The sequence below is a fragment of the Streptomyces kronopolitis genome (genome assembly GCF_050953795.1).
Taxonomy (GTDB): Bacteria; Actinomycetota; Actinomycetes; order Streptomycetales; family Streptomycetaceae; genus Streptomyces; species Streptomyces kronopolitis_A.
Genome location: NZ_CP191850.1, coordinates 2,451,309 through 2,469,334, shown reverse-complemented (window position 1 = coordinate 2,469,334; position 18,026 = coordinate 2,451,309). Strand labels below are relative to the sequence as shown.

The 18,026-nt window shown below is 72.9% G+C and carries 18 protein-coding genes; 9 read left to right on the top strand and 9 right to left on the bottom strand.

What is annotated here, in order from left to right; translation table 11 throughout:
• The first annotated feature begins 48 nt into the window (after positions 1-48).
• The 3 genes from ACQP17_RS10740 to ACQP17_RS10730 all read left to right on the top strand — a co-directional run bounded on the left by ACQP17_RS10740 (position 49) and on the right by ACQP17_RS10730 (position 2,667).
• Positions 49-1,005, top strand: a complete 957-nt coding sequence (locus ACQP17_RS10740; RefSeq protein WP_433856059.1) for a small ribosomal subunit Rsm22 family protein — start codon at positions 49-51, stop codon at positions 1,003-1,005.
• A 156-nt stretch (positions 1,006-1,161) separates the two neighbouring features.
• On the top strand, positions 1,162-1,761 hold the full coding sequence (locus ACQP17_RS10735) for a TetR/AcrR family transcriptional regulator (protein ID WP_433856058.1): 600 nt from the start codon (positions 1,162-1,164) through the stop codon (positions 1,759-1,761).
• A gap of 162 nt (positions 1,762-1,923) precedes the next feature.
• Positions 1,924-2,667, top strand: coding sequence for a bifunctional DNA primase/polymerase (locus ACQP17_RS10730; RefSeq protein WP_433856057.1), 744 nt, complete (start codon positions 1,924-1,926; stop codon positions 2,665-2,667).
• 100 nt (positions 2,668-2,767) lie between these two features.
• Here the strand turns inward: ACQP17_RS10730 and ACQP17_RS10725 are convergent, their stop codons facing one another.
• The 4 genes from ACQP17_RS10725 to efeO form a co-directional block, all read right to left on the bottom strand.
• Positions 2,768-3,640: a hypothetical protein gene (locus ACQP17_RS10725; protein ID WP_433856056.1), complete on the bottom strand. Its 873-nt coding sequence runs from the start codon at positions 3,638-3,640 to the stop codon at positions 2,768-2,770.
• A complete protein-coding gene (gene efeU, locus ACQP17_RS10720; protein WP_433856055.1) occupies positions 3,627-4,619 on the bottom strand; it encodes an iron uptake transporter permease EfeU in 993 nt (330 codons plus the stop codon). The genes ACQP17_RS10725 and efeU overlap by 14 nt, the downstream gene beginning before the upstream one ends.
• Positions 4,620-4,685: 66 nt before the next feature.
• Positions 4,686-6,020: an iron uptake transporter deferrochelatase/peroxidase subunit gene (gene efeB, locus ACQP17_RS10715; RefSeq protein WP_433856054.1), complete on the bottom strand. Its 1,335-nt coding sequence runs from the start codon at positions 6,018-6,020 to the stop codon at positions 4,686-4,688.
• A gap of 28 nt (positions 6,021-6,048) precedes the next feature.
• Complete coding sequence (gene efeO, locus ACQP17_RS10710; RefSeq protein WP_433856053.1) at positions 6,049-7,200, bottom strand: iron uptake system protein EfeO; 1,152 nt, start codon at positions 7,198-7,200, stop codon at positions 6,049-6,051.
• 319 nt (positions 7,201-7,519) lie between these two features.
• Here efeO and ACQP17_RS10705 point away from each other — a divergent pair, with 319 nt between their 5' ends.
• Positions 7,520-8,185: a PhzF family phenazine biosynthesis protein gene (locus tag ACQP17_RS10705; RefSeq protein WP_433856052.1), complete on the top strand. Its 666-nt coding sequence runs from the start codon at positions 7,520-7,522 to the stop codon at positions 8,183-8,185.
• A gap of 34 nt (positions 8,186-8,219) precedes the next feature.
• Here ACQP17_RS10705 and ACQP17_RS10700 read toward each other — a convergent pair whose 3' ends face one another.
• Positions 8,220-8,927: a heme oxygenase (biliverdin-producing) gene (locus tag ACQP17_RS10700; RefSeq protein ID WP_433856051.1), complete on the bottom strand. Its 708-nt coding sequence runs from the start codon at positions 8,925-8,927 to the stop codon at positions 8,220-8,222.
• Between the two features lie 246 nt (positions 8,928-9,173).
• Positions 9,174-10,031 carry a type I methionyl aminopeptidase gene (gene map / locus ACQP17_RS10695; protein ID WP_433856050.1) on the bottom strand — a complete coding sequence of 286 codons (858 nt, stop codon included), beginning with the start codon at positions 10,029-10,031 and terminating at the stop codon, positions 9,174-9,176.
• 65 nt (positions 10,032-10,096) lie between these two features.
• On the opposite strand from map, the gene ACQP17_RS10690 reads away from it, so the two are divergent.
• Positions 10,097-10,351 (top strand): hypothetical protein, encoded by a 255-nt coding sequence (locus ACQP17_RS10690; protein ID WP_433856049.1) that lies wholly within the window; start codon positions 10,097-10,099, stop codon positions 10,349-10,351.
• 51 nt (positions 10,352-10,402) lie between these two features.
• Here ACQP17_RS10690 and ACQP17_RS10685 read toward each other — a convergent pair whose 3' ends face one another.
• From ACQP17_RS10685 to ACQP17_RS10675, 3 genes are all read right to left on the bottom strand, one after another.
• Positions 10,403-11,824, bottom strand: a complete 1,422-nt coding sequence (locus tag ACQP17_RS10685) for an MFS transporter (RefSeq protein ID WP_433856048.1) — start codon at positions 11,822-11,824, stop codon at positions 10,403-10,405.
• Between the two features lie 94 nt (positions 11,825-11,918).
• Positions 11,919-12,548 (bottom strand): hypothetical protein, encoded by a 630-nt coding sequence (locus tag ACQP17_RS10680; RefSeq protein ID WP_433856047.1) that lies wholly within the window; start codon positions 12,546-12,548, stop codon positions 11,919-11,921.
• A 195-nt stretch (positions 12,549-12,743) separates the two neighbouring features.
• Positions 12,744-13,739 (bottom strand): dihydrodipicolinate synthase family protein, encoded by a 996-nt coding sequence (locus ACQP17_RS10675; protein WP_433856046.1) that lies wholly within the window; start codon positions 13,737-13,739, stop codon positions 12,744-12,746.
• Between the two features lie 163 nt (positions 13,740-13,902).
• Between ACQP17_RS10675 and ACQP17_RS10670 the strand changes: the two genes are divergently transcribed.
• The 4 genes from ACQP17_RS10670 (at position 13,903) to ACQP17_RS10655 (ending at position 18,025) form a co-directional block, all read left to right on the top strand.
• A complete protein-coding gene (locus tag ACQP17_RS10670) occupies positions 13,903-14,586 on the top strand; it encodes a FadR/GntR family transcriptional regulator (protein ID WP_433856045.1) in 684 nt (227 codons plus the stop codon).
• A gap of 276 nt (positions 14,587-14,862) precedes the next feature.
• On the top strand, positions 14,863-16,197 hold the full coding sequence (locus ACQP17_RS10665; protein WP_433856044.1) for an ABC transporter substrate-binding protein: 1,335 nt from the start codon (positions 14,863-14,865) through the stop codon (positions 16,195-16,197).
• Positions 16,194-17,180, top strand: coding sequence for a carbohydrate ABC transporter permease (locus ACQP17_RS10660; RefSeq protein ID WP_433856043.1), 987 nt, complete (start codon positions 16,194-16,196; stop codon positions 17,178-17,180). Before ACQP17_RS10665 ends, ACQP17_RS10660 begins: the two co-directional genes overlap by 4 nt.
• A complete protein-coding gene (locus tag ACQP17_RS10655) occupies positions 17,177-18,025 on the top strand; it encodes a carbohydrate ABC transporter permease (protein ID WP_433856042.1) in 849 nt (282 codons plus the stop codon). Before ACQP17_RS10660 ends, ACQP17_RS10655 begins: the two co-directional genes overlap by 4 nt.
• Position 18,026 lies beyond the last annotated feature (1 nt).

Sequence of the window (18,026 nt, the reverse complement as noted above, 5' to 3'; positions counted from 1 at the left end):
GGGGCCGGGCCGGCCGGGCGGTCCGCCGCGCCCCGTAGAATTCGGGCCATGCACGAGGAACTGCGCGCCGCGCTGGCGGGCCTGCTCGACGGCCTGCCGCCCACCCGGGCCGCGCAGGCGGTGGGCCGTCTGATCAGCAACTATCGGGGCCGCACCCCCACCGACGCCCCGGTCCTGCGGGACCGCGCCGATGTCGCCGCGTACGCCGCCTACCGCATGCCGGCCACCTTCGAGGCGGTGCGCGCGGCCCTGGCCGCCTTCGCCGCCCGCGTCCCCGACTGGTCCCCGGCCACCCATCTGGACATCGGTGGCGGCACCGGCGCCGCCACCTGGGCCACCGCCGCCACCTGGGACGGCCCGCGCAGCACCGTCCTGGACTGGGCACAGCCCGCCCTCGACCTGGGCCGGGAGCTGGCGGACGGCATCCTGCCCGACACCCGCTGGCAGCGCGGGACCATCGGCGACGGCATCGCCGTCCCGCCCGGCACGGACCTGGTCACCGTCTCCTACGTCCTGGGCGAACTCCGCCCCGAGGACCGCCGCGCCGTCGTCGCCGCCGCGGCCACCGCCCGCGCCGTCGTCCTCATCGAGCCCGGCACCCCCGACGGCTACCTCCGCATCCGCGAGGCCCGCACCCAGCTCACCGACGCCGGCCTGCGCATCGTCGCGCCCTGCCCGCACGGCGACACCTGCCCCATCGTCCCCGGCGAGGACTGGTGCCACTTCGCGGCCCGGGTCAGCCGCTCCTCCCTCCACCGCCAGGTCAAGGGCGGCTCCCTGCCGTACGAGGACGAGAAGTTCAGCTACGTCGCCGCCACCACCCTCGACGCGGCCCCCGCCCCCGCCCGCATCACCCGCAGGCCCCAACTCCGCAAGGGCCAGGTGCTCCTGGACCTGTGCGCCCCCGACGGCCTCCACCGCACCACCGTCACCAAACGCCACCCCGCCGACTACCGCCAGGCCCGCAACACCGCCTGGGGCGACCCCTGGCCCCCACACCCCTGACCCGCACCCGGCACCGCCACCCCCACACACCGGGGCCGCAGCCCAACCCCATCCCGCCGAAGGCGAAATCCACGCCGCCGCAGGACGGCGCCCGAAGCGAGGCGTCGCGTCTCATCAAGACGATACGTCTCGCCTCCCGCCGACTAAACTCGGCCCATGGCCGACAAAGCAGCCCCCGACCCCACCCGCCGCAGCGAACGCTCCCGCCGGGCGATCTTCGATGCCGCCCTCACGCTCGTCGGGGAGGCCGGCTACGACAGGCTCACGATCGAGGGCATCGCCGCCCGGGCCGGGGTGGGCAAGCAGACGATCTACCGCTGGTGGCCGTCCAAGGCCGCCGTGCTGCTCGACGCGTTCACCGCGGGCGTCGACGAGGACTACGCCAAGGGCCTGCCGGACACCGGCGATCTGGCCGCGGACCTGAAGTGCGTGCTGCGGGCGACCGCGGACCAGTTCAACGACCCGGTGTTCCAGGCCCCCTACCGCGCGCTCGCGGCGGCCGGCGCGAGCGACGCCGAGCTCTCCCGCAGCTTCGTCGACCGGCTGCTGGAGCCCGGCACCCGCGTCTACACCGAACGGCTGCGGGCGGCGCAGGAAGCCGGCGAGGTGGCCGCCGGTATCGACCTGCGGGTGGCCGTGGAGATGCTGCTGAGTCCCTTCTCACAGCGCTGGCTGATGCGTACCGGCGATTTGACCCACGAGTACGTCGACACCCTTGTCGACCAGGTGCTGTGCGGGCTGCGTCCCCGCGGCTGACCGCACCGCCCGGGGGCCGCCGACGGCCGTGACCCGTCGTCGATGACCCGAATTGCCGGTATTGGTCTCCCTTTCGTTCACCCCGGATCCGCACACCGGTCACCCCGGGCGCAGGATGGTGGCAGCATTGATCCCAGACCACCGCTCGAAGTGAGGGGATAGATGGAACGCAAGAGCAGGTTCTCCCAGTGGCTGCGCCGGCCGAAGAGCGGATCGGACGGCGGCGATACGGACACGGGATCAGCGGCTGCACGCAGCCGCGAGGACCTGCTGATGGCGGCGGCCGACGCGGGTTTCCCGGTGGCCCCGGCGGCGCACCCCTCCGGTTACGGCTGTTCCTGTGAACGCATCGGCTGTCCCACCCCCGCCCGCCACCCCATCTCCTTCGGCTGGCAGACCGTCGCCACCACCGACCGCGACAAGGTCGCCGCCTGGGTCCGCACCCTCCCGCAGGCCAACTTCGTCACCGCCACCGGCATCACCCACGATGTGCTGGACGTCCCCGTCGAGGCGGGCCGCAGCGCCCTGGGACGGCTGGACGCGGCGGGCATCGACGTCGGACCGATCACCCTCAGCGGCGCCGGCTTCAACGGCCGGATGCTCTTCTTCACCGCCACCCGCGGCACCCCGGACGACGAGGACGAGTGGTGGCCCTGCGAGCTGGACTGCCACCCCGAGACCATGGACGAGCACCCGGGGCTGCGCTGGCACTGCCGCGGCAGCTACGTGCTGCTGCCGCCCTCGGCGCTGCCCGGCGAGCAGCCCGCGGTGAGCTGGCTGCGCGGCCCTGAGCTGCCGCTGCCCGACCCGCTGACGCTGCTGGAGTCCCTCACCGACGCCTGCGCCGCGTTCAACGACCGCGAGCCCCACCACCACGAAGCGGCGGCCTGGCCGATCGGCCGCTGACCGGCCCCCGCACCCCGCCGCCCCCGCCCTTCCGTACGCCGAAGGGCCGCCGGGCCACCCCGACGGCCCCCTCCGCTCCGAACGGTTCCGCGGGCTGCGGCTACAGCGGCCGCACCGACGTCTTCGCCTCGATCCGGTTCAGCACCGCGACCCTTCCGCCGGCGCTCTTGGCCGGCACCGTCACGGTCTGGCCGGAGACGGTGGTGTAGAGCATCCGGTTGGTCTTCTTCGGAGGCCCTTCCAGTAGGCCCTTCAGATTCCCGACCGGGATCGTCGCGCCGGCGAACCTGGTCTGCTGCTGGTGGTAGACGGTCGAGAAGAACACCAGCGCACCGCCGTCCTTCGTCCGCAGCGACACCGGCGGATAGTTCGCCGCGGTGTCGTCCCACATGATGCGCACGCCGGGACGGTTGGCGTCCCTCGCGCGCCGCGCCCGCCAGCCGTCGGTCTCCCGGCCGGGGGCGAAGGTGGCGCCCTTGCCGGTGTTGAGGTAGTCCGCGTAGCTGCGGCTCAGCTCGCCCGGGGCGACCGTCAGACCGGAGTCCGCACCGGCCGGCACCGCCTCCGCGTAGCCGAGGCGGTCCGTCTTCAGCTCCGGCGCCTTGTTGTCCGGGAACGTCGCCAGATACACCGCGCGCCACTTCTCGTCGATGCCGTTGCGGCTGAACACCAGGAACCAGCGGGTGAAGTGGCCGGTGGCGTTCTTGCGGTTGCTGGCCGCGTTCGCGATGAAGTACTTCGGCCAGCCCTTCTGCCGGGGCACCGTGAACTGCGCGTCGGTGAACTCCAGCGCCCGGAAGCCCGGGTTGCCCTGCGGCCGCACCGCGTGCGCCGCCTTTATCCCGGCCTGGTCGATGGCGAGCAGCGCGCCCCCCTCGAACGAGGGATTGTGCTGCGGGTTCAGCTGACGATTGGCCTCGTTGAAGCCGTCGGTGAACCGCTGGAGCGCCTTGGCGCCGTCAGCCTTCGACACCGCCGGCAGCATCTCCCTCTCGCCGTGCACCGTCACGCACCCGCTCAGTATCACCATCGCCGCCGCTGCCGACGTCAGTGTTGCGGGCACCCGGAACGGCGACCTGCGTGTCATGGGGCTCGGGCTCCTTCGGGGCGACCCGGTCGGACGGGGTGGCCGCCGGGGTGGCACGATTCGGCGACACCCTACCGGGGGCGAAGAAGAACAGCAGCGTGGGGATCAGATACAGAGCCCACACCGTGACCTGAAGGACCGTCGGGTCCGGCTGGAAGTTGAGGATGCCCTTCAGCAGGGTGCCGTACCAGCTGTCGGCCGGGATCTGCGCACTGATGTCGAACGCCTGGGAGGTCAGTCCCGGCAGCACGTCCGCCTCCTGCAGATCGTGGAAGCCGTACGCCAGCACGCCCGCCGCGACCACCACCAGCATGCCGCCGGTCCAGGTGAAGAACTTCGCCAGGTTGATCCGCACCGCGCCGCGGTAGAACAGCCAGCCCAGCGCCACCGCCGTCAGCAGCCCCAGCAGCGCACCGATCAGCGGCCGCACCCCGTCATTGGCGGACTGGGCGGCGGTCCACACGAACAGCGCGGTCTCCAGGCCCTCCCGGCCCACCGACAGGAACGCGGTGACCACCAGCGCCACGGTGCCCATCTGCAGGGCGGCGTCCAGCTTGCCGTGCAGCTCCTTCTTCAGATGCCGCGCGGTGCGCCGCATCCAGAAGACCATCCACGTCACCAGGCCCACCGCGACGATCGACAGCGAGCCGCCGAGCGCCTCCTGTGCCTTGAACGTCAGGGTCTCGGAGCCGAATTGCAGGGCCGCGCCGAACGCGAACGACAGGGCCACGGCGAGCGTGATGCCGATCCAGACCGGGCGCAGCGCCTCCCGCCTGCCGGTCTTGACCAGATAGGCGATGAGAATGCAGACGACGAGGCTGGCTTCCAGTCCCTCGCGCAGACCGATCAGGTAGTTGCCGAACACGTCGGTTCCTTCCCTTCCTTCGTGCAGATCATGGGGCGGCGGCGCTCAGGTGCCGGCGCCGCGGTGTCAGGCGAACAGCTCCCGGCCCCACCAGTCGTCCGCGTGCCGGACGCCCGGCGGCACCGCGAAGACCGCGGAACCCACGTGCTGGATGTACTCGTTGAGCGCGTCGCCCGCGGACAGCCGCTTCTGGAGCGGGACGAAGCCCTGGCGCACGTCGTGCTGGTAGGCGAGGAAGAACAATCCCGCGTCCAGCCGGCCCAGGCCGTCGGTACCGTCCGTGAAGGAGTAGCCGCGGCGCAGGATCCGGATCCCGCCGTTGGAGTCCGGGTGCGCCAGGCGGACATGGGCGGTCGGCAGCATCGACTTCAGGTGCGGGGTGTCCCGCTCGTGCTTGCGGCCGGCCGGGGCGCCCTCGCCCTTGTCGCGGCCGAAGATGTCCTCCTGCTCCTTGCGCGAGGTGCGGTCCCAGGTCTCGATGTGCATCCGGATGCGGCGGGCGACGAGGTAGGAACCGCCGGCCATCCAGCGCTCCTTGCCCTTCGCCGCGCCGTCCGCGACCCAGACGTGCTTGTCGAGGGCGGCGGTGTCGGTGCCGGCGAGGTTGTGGGTGCCGTCCTTGAAGCCGAACATGTTGCGCGGGGTCTGCGCCTGGGGCGTCGTCGAGGACGTCTTGCCGAAGCCCAGCTGGGACCAGCGGATGGCGACCTTGCCGAAGCCGATCCGGGCCAGGTTGCGGATCGCGTGCACCGCCACCTGCGGGTCGTCGGCGCAGGCCTGGACGCACAGATCGCCGCCGCTGCGGCTCTTGTCGAGGTTGTCGCCCGGGAACTGCGGCAGGTCGATCAGCGCCTCGGGCCGCCGGTCCTTGATGCCGAACCGGTCCTCGCCGTCCTTCTCGAACAGCGTCGGGCCGATGCCGAAGGTCAGGGTGAGCCGGGACGGCGGCAGGCCGAGCGCCTCGCCGGTGTCGTCCGGCGGCGCCTCCGCCAGCCCGCCGACCGCGCCGTTGCCGACCGTGTCCCCGGCCGTCATCCGCGCCGCCGCCTTCGTCCACTCCTTGAGCAGCGCGATCAGCTCGTCGCGGTCGTCGGTGGTGACGTCGAACGAGGCGAAGTGCAGACGGTCCTGCACGGCGGTGGCGATGCCGGCCTGGTGCGCGCCGTGGAAGGCGACCGCGGAGCGCGAGGTCGCGTCCGCGCCGGCCGGCTGGGCGTCGCCGCCGACCCGCAGCGCGGCCGCCGTCCCGCCGGCCGCGACCGCACCGAGCGCCAGACCCGCGCCGCCCCAGCCGAGCAGCGCCCGTCGCGAGGGCGTCGGCCCGGTGCCGCGCTCCGCGGCCGGGTCGGTTCCGGAGCCGTCGCCGGTGCCCTCGTGCGACGTCGTGTTGTCCTGCGTCATCGTGACCCCCTGGCCTGGCGGCGGACCGTTACTTGGTGGTGGCGACGGCGGCGGCCAGCTTCGACAGCGGCTCGGCCAGCGCGTTGACACCGTCCGAGAGCTTCTTGCGCGCGGCCTTGTCGACCGTGTCGTAGGAGGCGAAGCCGTCGGCGGACTTGCTGTCGCGGTGCGCGGCGAGCAGCGCGCGGATCGCCGCGAACTGCTTGTCCAGCTCCTTGGCGAGCGCCGGGTCGTTCTTGCCGACGACCGGCTTGAGCAGCTCGTACGCCTTCTGGGCGCCCTCCACGTTGCCCTGGAAGTCGATCAGGTCGGTGTGGCTGTAGCGCTCTTCCTCACCGGTGACCTTGCCGGTGGCCACCTCGTCGAGCAGCTCCTTGGCGCCGTTGGCCATGCTGGTCGGGGTGATCTCGGCCTTGCCGACCCGCTTCTGCCAGTCCTTGAGGTCGGTGATGAGCCGGTCGGCGAGCTTCTTGTCGTCCCCGGAGATCTTCTTCTTCTCCCACAGGGACTGCTCCAGCTTGTGCCAGCCGGTCCACTTCTGGCCCTTCTCCACGCCGTCGGCGCGGACGTCGACCTTGGGGTCGATGTCACCGAAGGACTCGGCGACCGGCTCGGTGCGCTCCCAGCCGACCCGCGAGACGGCGTACGCCTTCTTCGCGGCGTCCAGGTCGCCGGCCTTGACCGCGTCGGCGAACTTCTGCGCCTTCGGCAGGGTCTGGTCGGCCTGCTCCTGCGCGTACGTGCGGTAGGCGGCGACCGCGGCATCCAGCTGGGGGTCGCGCTTGGCGCTCGCGCCCTTGCCGCTGACGGTCACCTTCTGGCGGATGCCGTTGCCCTTCATGCCGGGCTTGCAGGCGACCTCGTACGAACCGGCCTTGACCTCGGCGGTGATGTCCGCGTGGGTGCCGGGACCGATGTTCTCCCGCTCGGTGACGATCCGGTCGCCGGGGGCGTAGAGGTACACCTCGGTGACCTTGGAGCCCTTGTTCTGCACCGCGAAGCGGACGTGGCCGGCGGGGAACTCCTTGGTGGAGAGCTCGCAGCTGCTGTCCGTGGCGGTCACCTCGACCGTGCCCTTGCCGCCGCCTTTGCCGTCGTTCTTCGCGGCGCAGCCGGCGACGGCGGTAACGGCCGTGGCCACGGCTATGGCGGCGACGGCGGAGGTGCGAAGGGCTCGCATACGGGGCTCCAGGCGGGCTCGGATGTACGGAATCGACGTACGGGACGAGAGAAGGTCACTACGATCGCCACTAAGGCAGCCCTAACTTACGTGAGGCTTACCTATTGCTGCCCACGGTTTTCCGTGATCCCGCTCTCATGGACAACGGCCTGATTACGGATCGGCCCGCGCCGGGTCACGGAAGGGCCATGTGCCGGTCAAGGTAAGGGCCGGGCCCGCCGCCGGGGTGTGACGGGCCGGTGAGGCCCGCGCGGGGCCCGGCGGACCGGTGCGCGCCGGCGGCCGGGCGGCCCGGGCGGGCGTGCGCTTCACTGTCCGGATGACCGACATCGACGTGCTCCGGGTGTTCTGCGGCCCGGACGGGAACGCGGGCAACCCGCTGGGCGTGGTCCGCGACGGGAGGGCCGTCCCCGACGCCGCGGGGCGGGCCGCGCTCGCGGCCGCGCTCGGCTTCAGCGAAACCGTCTTCCTCGACGACGCCGACCGCGGCACCGTCGACATCCACACCCCGAGCTGCCCCCTCCCCTTCGCCGGGCATCCGCTGGTCGGTCTGGCCTGGCTGCTGCGGAGCCTGGGGCGGCCACCGCGCACCCTTCGGCCGCCGGCCGGTGCGGTCGGGGTCGACTTCGACGGGGACCTGACCTGGGTCCGGGGCCGCGCCGCCTGGGTTCCGGCCCGGACCACCCGGCGGTACGCCTCGCCCGCCGAGGTCGACGCGCTGCCCGCACCGCCGCCGGGTGAGGGCTGGCTCTACGCGTGGGCCTGGCAGGACGAGGCCGCCGGCGTGGTCCGGGCCCGGGGCTTCCCGCGGCGCGCCGACGGGGTCGCCGAGGACGAGGCGACCGGCGCCGCGGCCATGCTGCTGACCCATGAGCTGGGCCGCCCGCTCGACATCCGCCAGGGCGCCGGCTCGCAGATCCTCACCCGTCGCCACCCCGACGGCATCCTCGCCGTTGGGGGACGGGTGCGCCGACAGGCGCCGTAGGGGCCGTACGGCCGCCGGGCGGGGGCGCGGCTCGCTAGGCGCTCAGCGGGAACTGTTCGCCCAGTTCCCGGAAGACCGCGCCGTTCAGCCGGAAGGCGTGCTTGCACTCGTCGACCACCCGCTGCTTTTCCAGGTCATCGACCGGCAGTGCGTCCAGCAGCGCGCGGTAGCGGCGCTTGAAGGCGGCCGGGTTGGGGATGTCCTCGAAGACGTAGAACCGCACCCCGTCCCCCTTGCGGGCGAAGCCCCAGGTCTTCTCGGCGGTGCCGCGGATGATCTGGCCGCCGGAGAGATCGCCGAGGTAGCGGGTGTAGTGGTGGGCGACGAAGCCGCCCGGCCAGGTGCGGGCGCAGTCCGCGACCCGGTCCGCGTAGGCGGCGGTGGCCGGCAGCGGGGTGAGGCCGGTGCGCCAGGTGGGCCCGCCGAGATGGGTGAGATCGCGCTCCAGCGCGGCGGTGCGGGCCAGTTCCGGGCGGAGGAAGGGGCCGGCCACCGGGTCGGCGGCGAGCGCTGCGGAGACGTCCTCCAGCGCGCGGTAGACGAACCACAGCTGTTCGGTGTAGCGCCGGTAGGCGGGGATGCCGAGCCCGCCGCCGAGGAGATCGCTCATGAACGAGGAGTTCTCGGCCTCGGTGTGCTGCTCGTGCGATGCGGTGCGGATAACCGTAGAGAAGGGAGCGAAGGGAGTGGACGGCGCGGACGGATCGGCCGGTGCGGACGGACGCGGGCTGGACGCTTCCAAGGCGGGCCTCCGGGGACCGAGGGCGGGGTCCCCCCTGCTCGGATTCGAGAGCTTGGGGGAGGACGGACGGGCCGGCCGCGCCGGGTCGCCGACGCTTGGACTCAGACAACTACTTAGGCTTACCTAAGTCAACCGGTTCCCGACGCCCTGTCGGTCACCAGCCTACGTCAGTTCCCGACAGTCTGTCGGTAAAATCCCGTCCCGCTCCCGGTCAGGAAACCCTGCGGCTCGCCACCCCGCTCCCGGTCAGGGAAGCGTGAGGATCTCCGCCCCGGTGTCCGTCACCACCAGGGTGTGCTCGAACTGCGCGGTCCGCTTGCGGTCCTTGGTCACCACCGTCCAGCCGTCGTCCCACATGTCGTAGTCGTAGGACCCCAGCGTCAGCATCGGCTCGATGGTGAACGTCATGCCGGGCTTGATGTCGGTGGTGTGGTGCGGGCTGTCGTAGTGCGGAACGATCAGGCCGGAGTGGAAGGAGGAGTTGATGCCGTGACCGGTGAAGTCACGGACCACTCCGTAGCCGAAGCGCTTGGCGTAGGACTCGATGACCCGGCCGATGATGTTGATCTGCCGGCCCGGCTTGACGGCCTTGATCGCGCGGTTGAGCGCCTCGCGGGTGCGCTCGACCAGCAGCGTGGACTCCTCGTCCACGTCGCCGCACAGGTAGGTGGCGTTGTTGTCGCCGTGCACGCCGTTGAGGTACGCGGTGACGTCGAGGTTCACGATGTCGCCGTCCTTGAGGACGGTCGAGTCCGGGATGCCGTGGCAGATGACCTCGTTGAGCGAGGAGCACAGGGACTTGGGGAAGCCGCGGTAGCCGAGGGTGGACGGGTAGGCGCCGTGGTCGCACATGAACTCATGGGCGATCCGGTCCAGTTCATCGGTGGTCACACCCGGCGCGATCAGCTTGGCGGCCTCCGCCATCGCCTGCGCGGCGATCCGGCCGGCGATCCGCATCTTCTCGATCGTTTCGGCATCCTGCACCTCGGGCCCCGTGTACGGGGTGGGCGCGTCCTTCCCGACGTACTCGGGGCGCGGGATCGAGGCGGGGACGGGGCGGGTGGGGGAGATCTTCCCCGGGGCAAGGAGTGACTGGCCAGACATGTCAGCGAGTGTATCCGCGGGCCGTCGGGCAGGATGGTGGCACAAAGCATCCACAGGAGGCGGCAATGGCGCTGTTCAAGAGGCGTACGGTCGGCAAGCCCGGCGAGTGGTTCTACTGCCTCAAGCACCAGACGGTCGAGGAAGGCCCCGAGTGCCGCGCCGCCGACCGCTTCGGCCCGTACGACACCCGCGAGGAGGCGTCGCACGCCATGGAGACCGCCCGGGAGCGGAATCTGGAGTGGGAGACGGACCCGAAGTGGCACGACAAGAGCGCGGAGCAGGAGGCGGAGCAGGAGAAGGGCGGCGGGGAGGGCAAGTAGGCGAGCCGGGCGCGGGCGGCGGGTGATCCTGCCGCCCGCGCCCGGCCCGTCTCAGACCGCCGCCGGGTCCGTGTCCTGGGCCTTTGCTCCGGGCCGCCCCTGGCCGGCGGACCGGGCGTCGGTCCCGTCGCCGCTCCGGCCGTCCGCCGGGGAGCCCGCCGCGGGGGTCCGGCGCTCGCGCATCCGCCGGGCGTGCTCGTCGGTCCGGGCGTCGTACGCCCGCAGCTTCGGCAGCCCCAGGGCCAGCAGCCCGACGCCCGCGAAGCACAGCAGACCGCCCGCCGACACCGCCGCCCGCACGCCCATCAGCGCCGCCATCCCGCCGACCCGCACCTGGCCCAGCTGCGGGCCCGACGAGTACGACAGCAGCTCGATGCCCGCCAGCCGGCCGCGCAGCTCGTCGGGGATGGTCTGGTTCCACATCGCCGAGCGGAAGATGCCGCTGACCATGTCGCAGGCGCCGGCCAGGGTCAGCAGGAGCAGCACCGCCCAGACCTGCCGCAGCTGCCCGGCGGCGGCGATCGCCAGGCCCCAGCCGGCGGCCGCCAGCACGATCGCCCGGCCCTGCCGGTGGACCCGCCCGGTCCAGCCGCTGGTCAGGCTCACCAGCAGCGAACCGGCCGGCAGCGCCGCGTACATCAGCCCCAGCGACCAGGGCGCGTGGAGGTCGTCGGCGAGGAACGGGAAGATCGCCAGCGGGAAGGCGAAGAGCATCGCGATCACGTCGACGGCGTAGGTGCCGAGCAACTCCTTGCGGCTCCAGGCGTAGCGCGCGCCCTCCGCGATGCCGCGCAGCGAGGGCCTCTCGGCGTCGTGCGAGGCGGGTGACGGCGCCAGCCTGCGGGAGAGCAGCACCGAGACCACGAAGGTGGCGGCGTCGATGGCGTACGCCCAGCGCAGCCCGGCGAGGGCGAGCAGTCCGCCGGCCAGCGCCGGTCCGGCGATGGCGCCGATCTGCCAGCGCAGCGCGTTGAGGGCGGCGGCCGCGGCGAGCTGGTCGTGCCGCACGATCCGCGGCACGATCGCGTCCAGGGCCGGCCGCTGCAGCCCGGTCAGCGCGCTGGACAGCGCGGCCGCCGCGTACAGCGGCCACACCATCGGGTGCGGCAGCAGGCTGTTGAGCAGCAGCAGGGCGGAGATCAGCCCGAGCGCCAGCTCGCTGCCGACGATCAGCCGGCGGCGGTCCACGGAGTCGGCGAGCGCGCCGCCGTAGAGGCCGAAGACCAGCAGCGGGACCAGCTCCACGGCGCCCAGCGCACCGACCGCGAGCGTGGAGCCGGTCAGCTCCTTGAGCTGGAGCGGCAGCGCCACGACGGTCAGGAAGGTGCCGAAGACCGTGATGGCGCCCGCGCACCACAGCAGCCGGAAGTCGCGCGAGGTGCGCCAGGGCGCCAGGTCCGGCAGCAGCGCGGTCAGGCGGCGCCGGCGGGCGGTGGGCGAGGGGGCGTCAGGTGGGGGGCCGTCCGAAGTCACCGCAGCACCCTCACCCGCGGACACAAGGTGACGCAAAGGGTTTTTCCGGCCGCGCGTACGAACGACTCGGGGGCTTGCGCGGGGCGGGCCGGGGCTACCAGCGCGGGGGCGGCGGGGCGGTCAACTGGTCGGCGAGGCGGGCCAGCCGGTCCCGGAACCGGCGGCGGCCGCGGGACGGCGGCAGGCAGTTCTCCCCGGCGGCCGCGCTCACCAGATGCTGGACGGTGTCGAGGTCGAGGTCCGCCGGGGCCGCGGCGGTGCCGGCGGGCGGGGCCGGGGGAGCGGCGAGCGCGTCATGGGCCAGGGCGTGCAGATCGCGGTCGCCGCCGTCCAGGGCGAGCACCGTCGCGCCGTTGCGGCGGGCGTCGTGCACCCGCTCCAGCAGCCCGGCGCCCGGCGCTCCCGGCGCCACGACCAGCAGGGTCTCGCCCCGCCCGGCCGCCTCCAGCCGGCCCAGCCCGACCGCCAGGTGGGCCGGTGCCCCGCCCGGGACGCGATGGCGCACCAGGGTCGGGGACAGCTCCGGCAGGCCCGACCAGGCGGCCTCGTCGTCGAGATGGGCGGCCAGGTGCCAGGGCTCGTACGCGGCGCTGCCGACCAGCAGCAGCCCGCCGCGGTGCGGGGCGACGGACGAGCGCAGCGCCCCGGCGAAGCGGCGGGTGGCCTGCACCCACTCGGTCCCGGCGAGGACTTCACGCAGCAAGGCGACGCGTACGGCATCCATGGCCGGCATCCTGCCGCACCGGCGGCGCGCACGGGGGCGAAGGCAACGGGGGTCACCCGTAAGGGACTTGCGGGCCGGGGACTTCCGGCGGCCCGGCTCCCCGATCCCTCGGCCCCGGCCCTCTCGGCTCCCCGGCCCCTTCGGCCGCCCCGTCCCCCCTGCGCCGCCTCGTCCCCCTGCGCCGCTCCGTCCCCCTCAGTCGTGGACCCCCCGGGCGCCGGCCCCTCGGTCCGGGTCGTCCGGCAGCAGGCCGGCCGCGTCGAGCCGGCGGGCCACCTCCGCCACGGCCCGCTCGCCGAGCGGGCGTTGCGGGAAGGCGGTGGTGCCGCGGGCGGTCACGCCGAGGAGGTGCAGTGCCGCCTTGAACGCGCCCAGGGCGGCGGAGCTGCGGCCCATCTCGGACTCGGTGCCGGCGTCGACCATGGCGAACAGGGTGACCAGGCGCTCCTGTTCGGCGGCCGCCCGGTCCCAGTGGCCCGCCCGCGCGGCGTCGTAGAGGCGTACGTAGCCGGCCGGGTCGACATTGCCGAGGCCGGGGACGACGCCGTCCGCACCCGCCAGCAGGGCCGCGTCCACGGTCAGTTCGGAGCCGGTGAGGACCGCGAAGGCGGGGGCGGGGCCGCGGTGCCGGCCGGTGCGGCCGCCGAGGGCGGTGAGCAGGCGGCGCAGGGCGCCCTCGTCGCCGCTGCTGTCCTTGAGTCCGGCCAGGGTGCCGTCCTCGGCCAGCTCCCGCACCAGCTCCGGGGCCAGCTTGCTGTGGACGGCGACCGGGATGTCGTAGGCGAAGAGCGGAAGGTCCACGGCCGCCCGCAGATGGCGGAAGTGCGCGGCGATCTCCCGGGGGTGGGTGCGGGTGTAGAACGGCGCGGTGGCGACCAGGGCGTCGGCGCCGAGGGCGGCCGCGGTCCGGGCGTGGTCGAGCACCCGCGGGGTGGTGGTGTCGATGACCCCGGCGAGCACCGGGACCTGGCCGGCGGCGGCCGCCAGGACGGTTTCCAGCGCGGCGGCGCGCTGGGCGTCGGTGAGGTAGGCGACCTCGCTGGTGGAGCCGAGGGCGAACAGCGCGTGGACACCGCCGTCGAGGAGGTGGTGCACCAGGCGGGTCAGGGAGGCGCTGTCGATCTCGCCGTCCGGGCCGAGCGGGGTGCAGACCGGGGGGATGACGCCGTGCAGGGGTGCGGGCAGTGCCATGAGAGCTCCGGACCTCCGAGTCAGGACATAGGACATGGGATGTCCTATGTCGAGCACAATAGACCTGTTCACAGGCGGTCGGTCAAGGATTCGCGGCCCCGCCGGGGCGGGCGGGGAACGGGCCGGCGGTACGGCAGACGCGGGAGCGGGAGAGGGAGTTTCCATGGCGCGAGGGACGATGTCCGAGGAGGTGCAGGCGCAGATCAAGCAGTTGATCCTGCGCCGTGGACTGACGCCGGGCGATCCGCTGCCCACCGAGGCCGACCTGGTCGGCCTGCTCGACGTCAGCCGCAACTCGGTGCGCGAGGCGCTCAAGGCGCTGCAGGCCATGCGCATCGTGGAGATCCGGCACGGCTTCGGCACCTATGTCGGCCCGCTGACCCTGGAACCGTTCGTCGAGGGGGTCGCCTTCCGCGCCGCGGTGCGCCACCACCAGGGTGAGGCCAGCCTGTACGAGCTGATGGAGGTCCGCGAGGCGCTGGAGGCCGGCCTGATCGGCTCCGTCGCCCGCGCGCTGCCCGCCGAGGACCTCACCGTGCTGCGGGGGCTGGTGCAGCGGATGGCGGAGGAGGCGCGCGGCGGGGAGGTGCTCAGCGCCACCGACCGGGCCTTCCACCTCGCGCTGTACCGCTCGCTGGGCAACCACCTGCTGAGCGAGGTGCTGGACGCGTTCTGGGCGGCGCTGCGCCGGGTGCGCGAGGACCTGAGCGACGACCGGCCCGACCCGGAGGTGACCTACCGTCAGCACCTGGAGATCGTCGACGCGCTGGAGGCGGGCGACGGGGACCGCGCCGTGGAGGCGATACACCGGCACTTCGACGGGATCCGGCGCCGGCTGACGGAGTGACGGCGGGGCGCCGGGCGGTGCGGCGGGGCGCCGGGGTGAGGGGGAGCACGCCCCCGTTCACCGGGATGTCACCCGGCGTCGGCGGGGCCGTTGCCGACACGCGCGGCGCCACGGAGGCCGCCTTGACGGCCGGTTGGGCACTCCCTATGGTCGCCGCAGGACAAGGGACATCCTACGTCCTTGCCCTTTGGGGGTGACCCAACTGCTCTGCGAGACGGGCGACTTCACCACGTGCCCGATGCTTCCCTTCCGCCGCATCCCCGTGGAGGACCTCGTATGACCAGCAACCCCGTGCCCCGCAGAACGGTCCTGGGCGGGGCGGCCGCCCTCGCCGCCGGCTTCGCGCTCGCCGGCTGCGGCGACGGCGGGGACGCGGACGGCAAGGAGCCCCGGGAGCGCAAGAAGGGGCAGCGGATCCAGCTGACCTTCTGGTCCTGGGTGCCCGGCATCGACAAGCCCGTCGACCTGTGGAACCGCAAGAACCCCGAGGTGCAGGTCAAGGTCGAGAAGGTCTCCGCGGTCAACGGCGAGCAGTACGCGAAGATGCACGCCGCCGTGAAGGCCGGCAACCCGCCCGACCTCGGCCAGATCGAGTTCCCCGTCGTCCCCGGCTTCCTCCTCGACAACGGCCTGCTCGACCTCGCCCCGCTCGGCGCCTCCCGCTACCAGGACAAGTTCATCGGCTGGCAGTGGCAGCAGTCCGTCTTCGGCAAGGGCATCTACGCCATCCCGCAGGCCTCCGGGCCGATGGGGCTGTTCCTGCGGAAGGACCTCTTCGACAAGTGGGGCGTGCCCACCCCGCGGACATGGGACGAGTACGAGGCCGCCGCCCGGACCATCCGCAAGCAGGGCGCCTGGATCGAGACCTTCGCCCCCACCAACGGCAACCGCTTCGCCGGCCTCGCCTGGCAGGCCGGCGCCGCGTGGTACACGACGCACGGCGACACCTGGCGGGTGCACCTCGACGACGAACCCACCCGCAGGGTCGCCGACTACTGGGAATCCCTCGTGCGGCGGGGGCTCGTCAAGACCATCCCCGACCGGCAGAACGCCTGGTACAAGGACCTCCAGACCGGGGCCATCCCCTCGTGGGTGGGCGCCAGTTGGGGTGATGCGCTGCTGGCCGGCAACGCGCCGGGCACCAAGGGGAAGTGGCGGACCGCGCCGCTGCCGCAGTGGAAGGCGGGCGAGCAGGCCTTCGCCAACTGGGGCGGCTCGACCACCGCGGTCTTCGCCGGGGCGCACTATCCCCAGGACGCCCTGGAGTTCGCCGTCTGGCTCAACACCGACCCCGAGTCGATCGCCCTGCTCATCGACGGCGGCTACGGCTTCCCCAGCGCGAAGACCGGCTACCGCACCGCCGACCTCGACGCCGACCAGGGCTTCTTCGGCGGCCAGGCGTACAGCAAGGTCTTCGCCGACGCCGGGGCGCACGTCGACACCGGCTGGCGGTGGGGTCCCGGGGTGGACACCCTCTACCAGCGGCTCGGCGACGCCTTCACCGACGCGCTGGCCGACGGCAGTTCCTTCCGCTCGGTCCTGACGAAGGTGCAGCGGCAGACCGTCGCCGACCTCAAGGACAAGGGCCTGAAGGTGGAGAGCGGCGGGTGAGCCGGGACACGCTGCGCCGCCCCGAGCCGGCCGCCGGGAAGCGGCGCGGCCCCGCCCCCCGCGGCCGCCCCCGCCGCGCCCCGCGCACCCGGGCCCGCCGGGCCCGCGCCGCGGCCGCCTTCCTGCTGCCCTTCCTCGCGCTGTTCGCCCTCTGCTTCCTCGCCCCCATCGGCTACGCCCTCCAGCAGAGCCTGTTCACCACCGAACGCACCGGCCCGCTCGGGCTCGGCGGCCGGGAGCACGAGGTCTTCGCCGGCCTCGCCAACTACGCCCATGCGCTCTCGGACGACCGGTTCCTGGCCGGCTTCGGCCGGGTGCTGCTCTTCGGCGCCGTCCAGATCCCGCTGATGATCGCGCTCGCCACCGGACTCGCGCTGCTGCTGGACGGTGCGAGCGCCCGCGGGGTCGCCTTCTTCCGTACCGCCTTCTTCCTGCCGTACGGGGTGCCCGGGGTCATCGCCTCGATCCTGTGGGGCTTCCTGTACGTGCCGGGCATCAGCCCGCTGGTGAAGATCGCCGGTTCGCTGGGCTGGGACGTCGACTTCCTCTCGCGCGGCACCGTCCTGTGGTCCATCGCCAACATCGTCACCTGGCAGTTCACCGGCTACAACATGCTGGTGCTGATCGCCCAGCTCAAGGCGATCCCGGGGGAGTTGTACGAGGCAGCCCGGCTCGACGGGGCCTCGGCCCGGCAGATCGCCCGGTACGTCAAGCTGCCGCTGATCCGGCCGGCGCTCGTGCTCACCGGTGTCTTCAGCATCATCGGCACCCTCCAGCTGTTCGCCGAGCCCATGGTGCTGCGCCCGCTGGCCTCCGCCATCGACTCCGGCTTCACCCCCAATCTGCACGCCTACAGCGAGGCGTTCGTCGGCAACAACCAGCATGTGGCGGCGGCCGAGGCGGTGTTCCTCGCGCTGGTGGCGTGCGTGCTGTCGTTCGGCTTCCTGCGGCTGGTGGGCGGGCGCGGCAAGGAGCGCCGATGACCCGGCCCCCGGTCCGCCACCGGATCATCACCGCCTCGCTGCTGACCGTCGCCGCGCTCTACTTCCTGGTGCCCGTCTACTGGCTGGCCGTCTCCGCCACCAAGAACAGCGCCGACCTCTTCGGCACCTTCGGCTTCTGGTTCTCCGACCGTCCGCACCTGCTCGCCCACCTCGGCGCCGTCCTCGCCTACGACCACGGCATCTACGCCCGCTGGTTCGCCAACTCCCTCCTCTACGCCGGGACCGGCGCGGTCTGCGCCACGCTGCTGTCCGCCGCGGCCGGCTACGCGCTGGCCAAATTCCCCTTCCGCGGCCGCGAGGCGGTCTTCCACGTGGTGCTCGCCGGGGTGCTGGTCCCCGGCACCGCGCTGGCCCTGCCGCTGTACTTCCTCTTCAGCGCGATGGGCCTGGCGAACACCTACGGCGCGGTGCTGATCCCGAGCATGGTCAGCCCGTTCGGCGTCTACCTCTGCCGGATCTACGCGGCCGCGGCGGTCCCCGACTCGCTGCTGGAGGCGGCCCGGATCGACGGCGCGGGCGAGGCCAGGATCTTCGGCGGGCTCGGGCTGCGGCTGATGACCCCGGCGCTGGTCACCGTCTTCCTGTTCCAGTTCGTCCATGTCTGGACCAACTATTTCCTGCCGCTGGTGATGCTCTCGGACTCCGACCTCTACCCGGTCCAGCTGGGCCTGACCTCCTGGACCGGCTACGCCGACCGGCAGCCGGTGCTCTACCAGTACACGGTGGGGGGCGCGTTGTTGTCCGTGGTGCCGCTGATGGTGCTGATGACGGTGCTCCAGCGGTACTGGCGCACGGGTCTGACCGAGGGCAGCGTGAAGGCGTGAG

Bases quoted from the DNA above. Each gene is read 5' to 3' on its own strand.
- map (WP_433856050.1), bottom strand. From the start codon at position 10,031: ATGTCTGGCCAGTCACTCCTTGCCCCGGGGAAGATCTCCCCCACCCGC.
- efeO (WP_433856053.1), bottom strand. From the start codon at position 7,200: ATGCGAGCCCTTCGCACCTCCGCCGTCGCCGCCATAGCCGTGGCCACG.
- ACQP17_RS10655 (WP_433856042.1), top strand. From the start codon at position 17,177: ATGACCCGGCCCCCGGTCCGCCACCGGATCATCACCGCCTCGCTGCTG.
- ACQP17_RS10740 (WP_433856059.1), top strand. From the start codon at position 49: ATGCACGAGGAACTGCGCGCCGCGCTGGCGGGCCTGCTCGACGGCCTG.
- ACQP17_RS10730 (WP_433856057.1), top strand. From the start codon at position 1,924: ATGGAACGCAAGAGCAGGTTCTCCCAGTGGCTGCGCCGGCCGAAGAGC.
- efeB (WP_433856054.1), bottom strand. From the start codon at position 6,020: ATGACGCAGGACAACACGACGTCGCACGAGGGCACCGGCGACGGCTCC.
- ACQP17_RS10705 (WP_433856052.1), top strand. From the start codon at position 7,520: ATGACCGACATCGACGTGCTCCGGGTGTTCTGCGGCCCGGACGGGAAC.
- ACQP17_RS10680 (WP_433856047.1), bottom strand. From the start codon at position 12,548: ATGGATGCCGTACGCGTCGCCTTGCTGCGTGAAGTCCTCGCCGGGACC.
- ACQP17_RS10675 (WP_433856046.1), bottom strand. From the start codon at position 13,739: ATGGCACTGCCCGCACCCCTGCACGGCGTCATCCCCCCGGTCTGCACC.
- ACQP17_RS10670 (WP_433856045.1), top strand. From the start codon at position 13,903: ATGGCGCGAGGGACGATGTCCGAGGAGGTGCAGGCGCAGATCAAGCAG.
- ACQP17_RS10735 (WP_433856058.1), top strand. From the start codon at position 1,162: ATGGCCGACAAAGCAGCCCCCGACCCCACCCGCCGCAGCGAACGCTCC.
- ACQP17_RS10690 (WP_433856049.1), top strand. From the start codon at position 10,097: ATGGCGCTGTTCAAGAGGCGTACGGTCGGCAAGCCCGGCGAGTGGTTC.
- ACQP17_RS10665 (WP_433856044.1), top strand. From the start codon at position 14,863: ATGACCAGCAACCCCGTGCCCCGCAGAACGGTCCTGGGCGGGGCGGCC.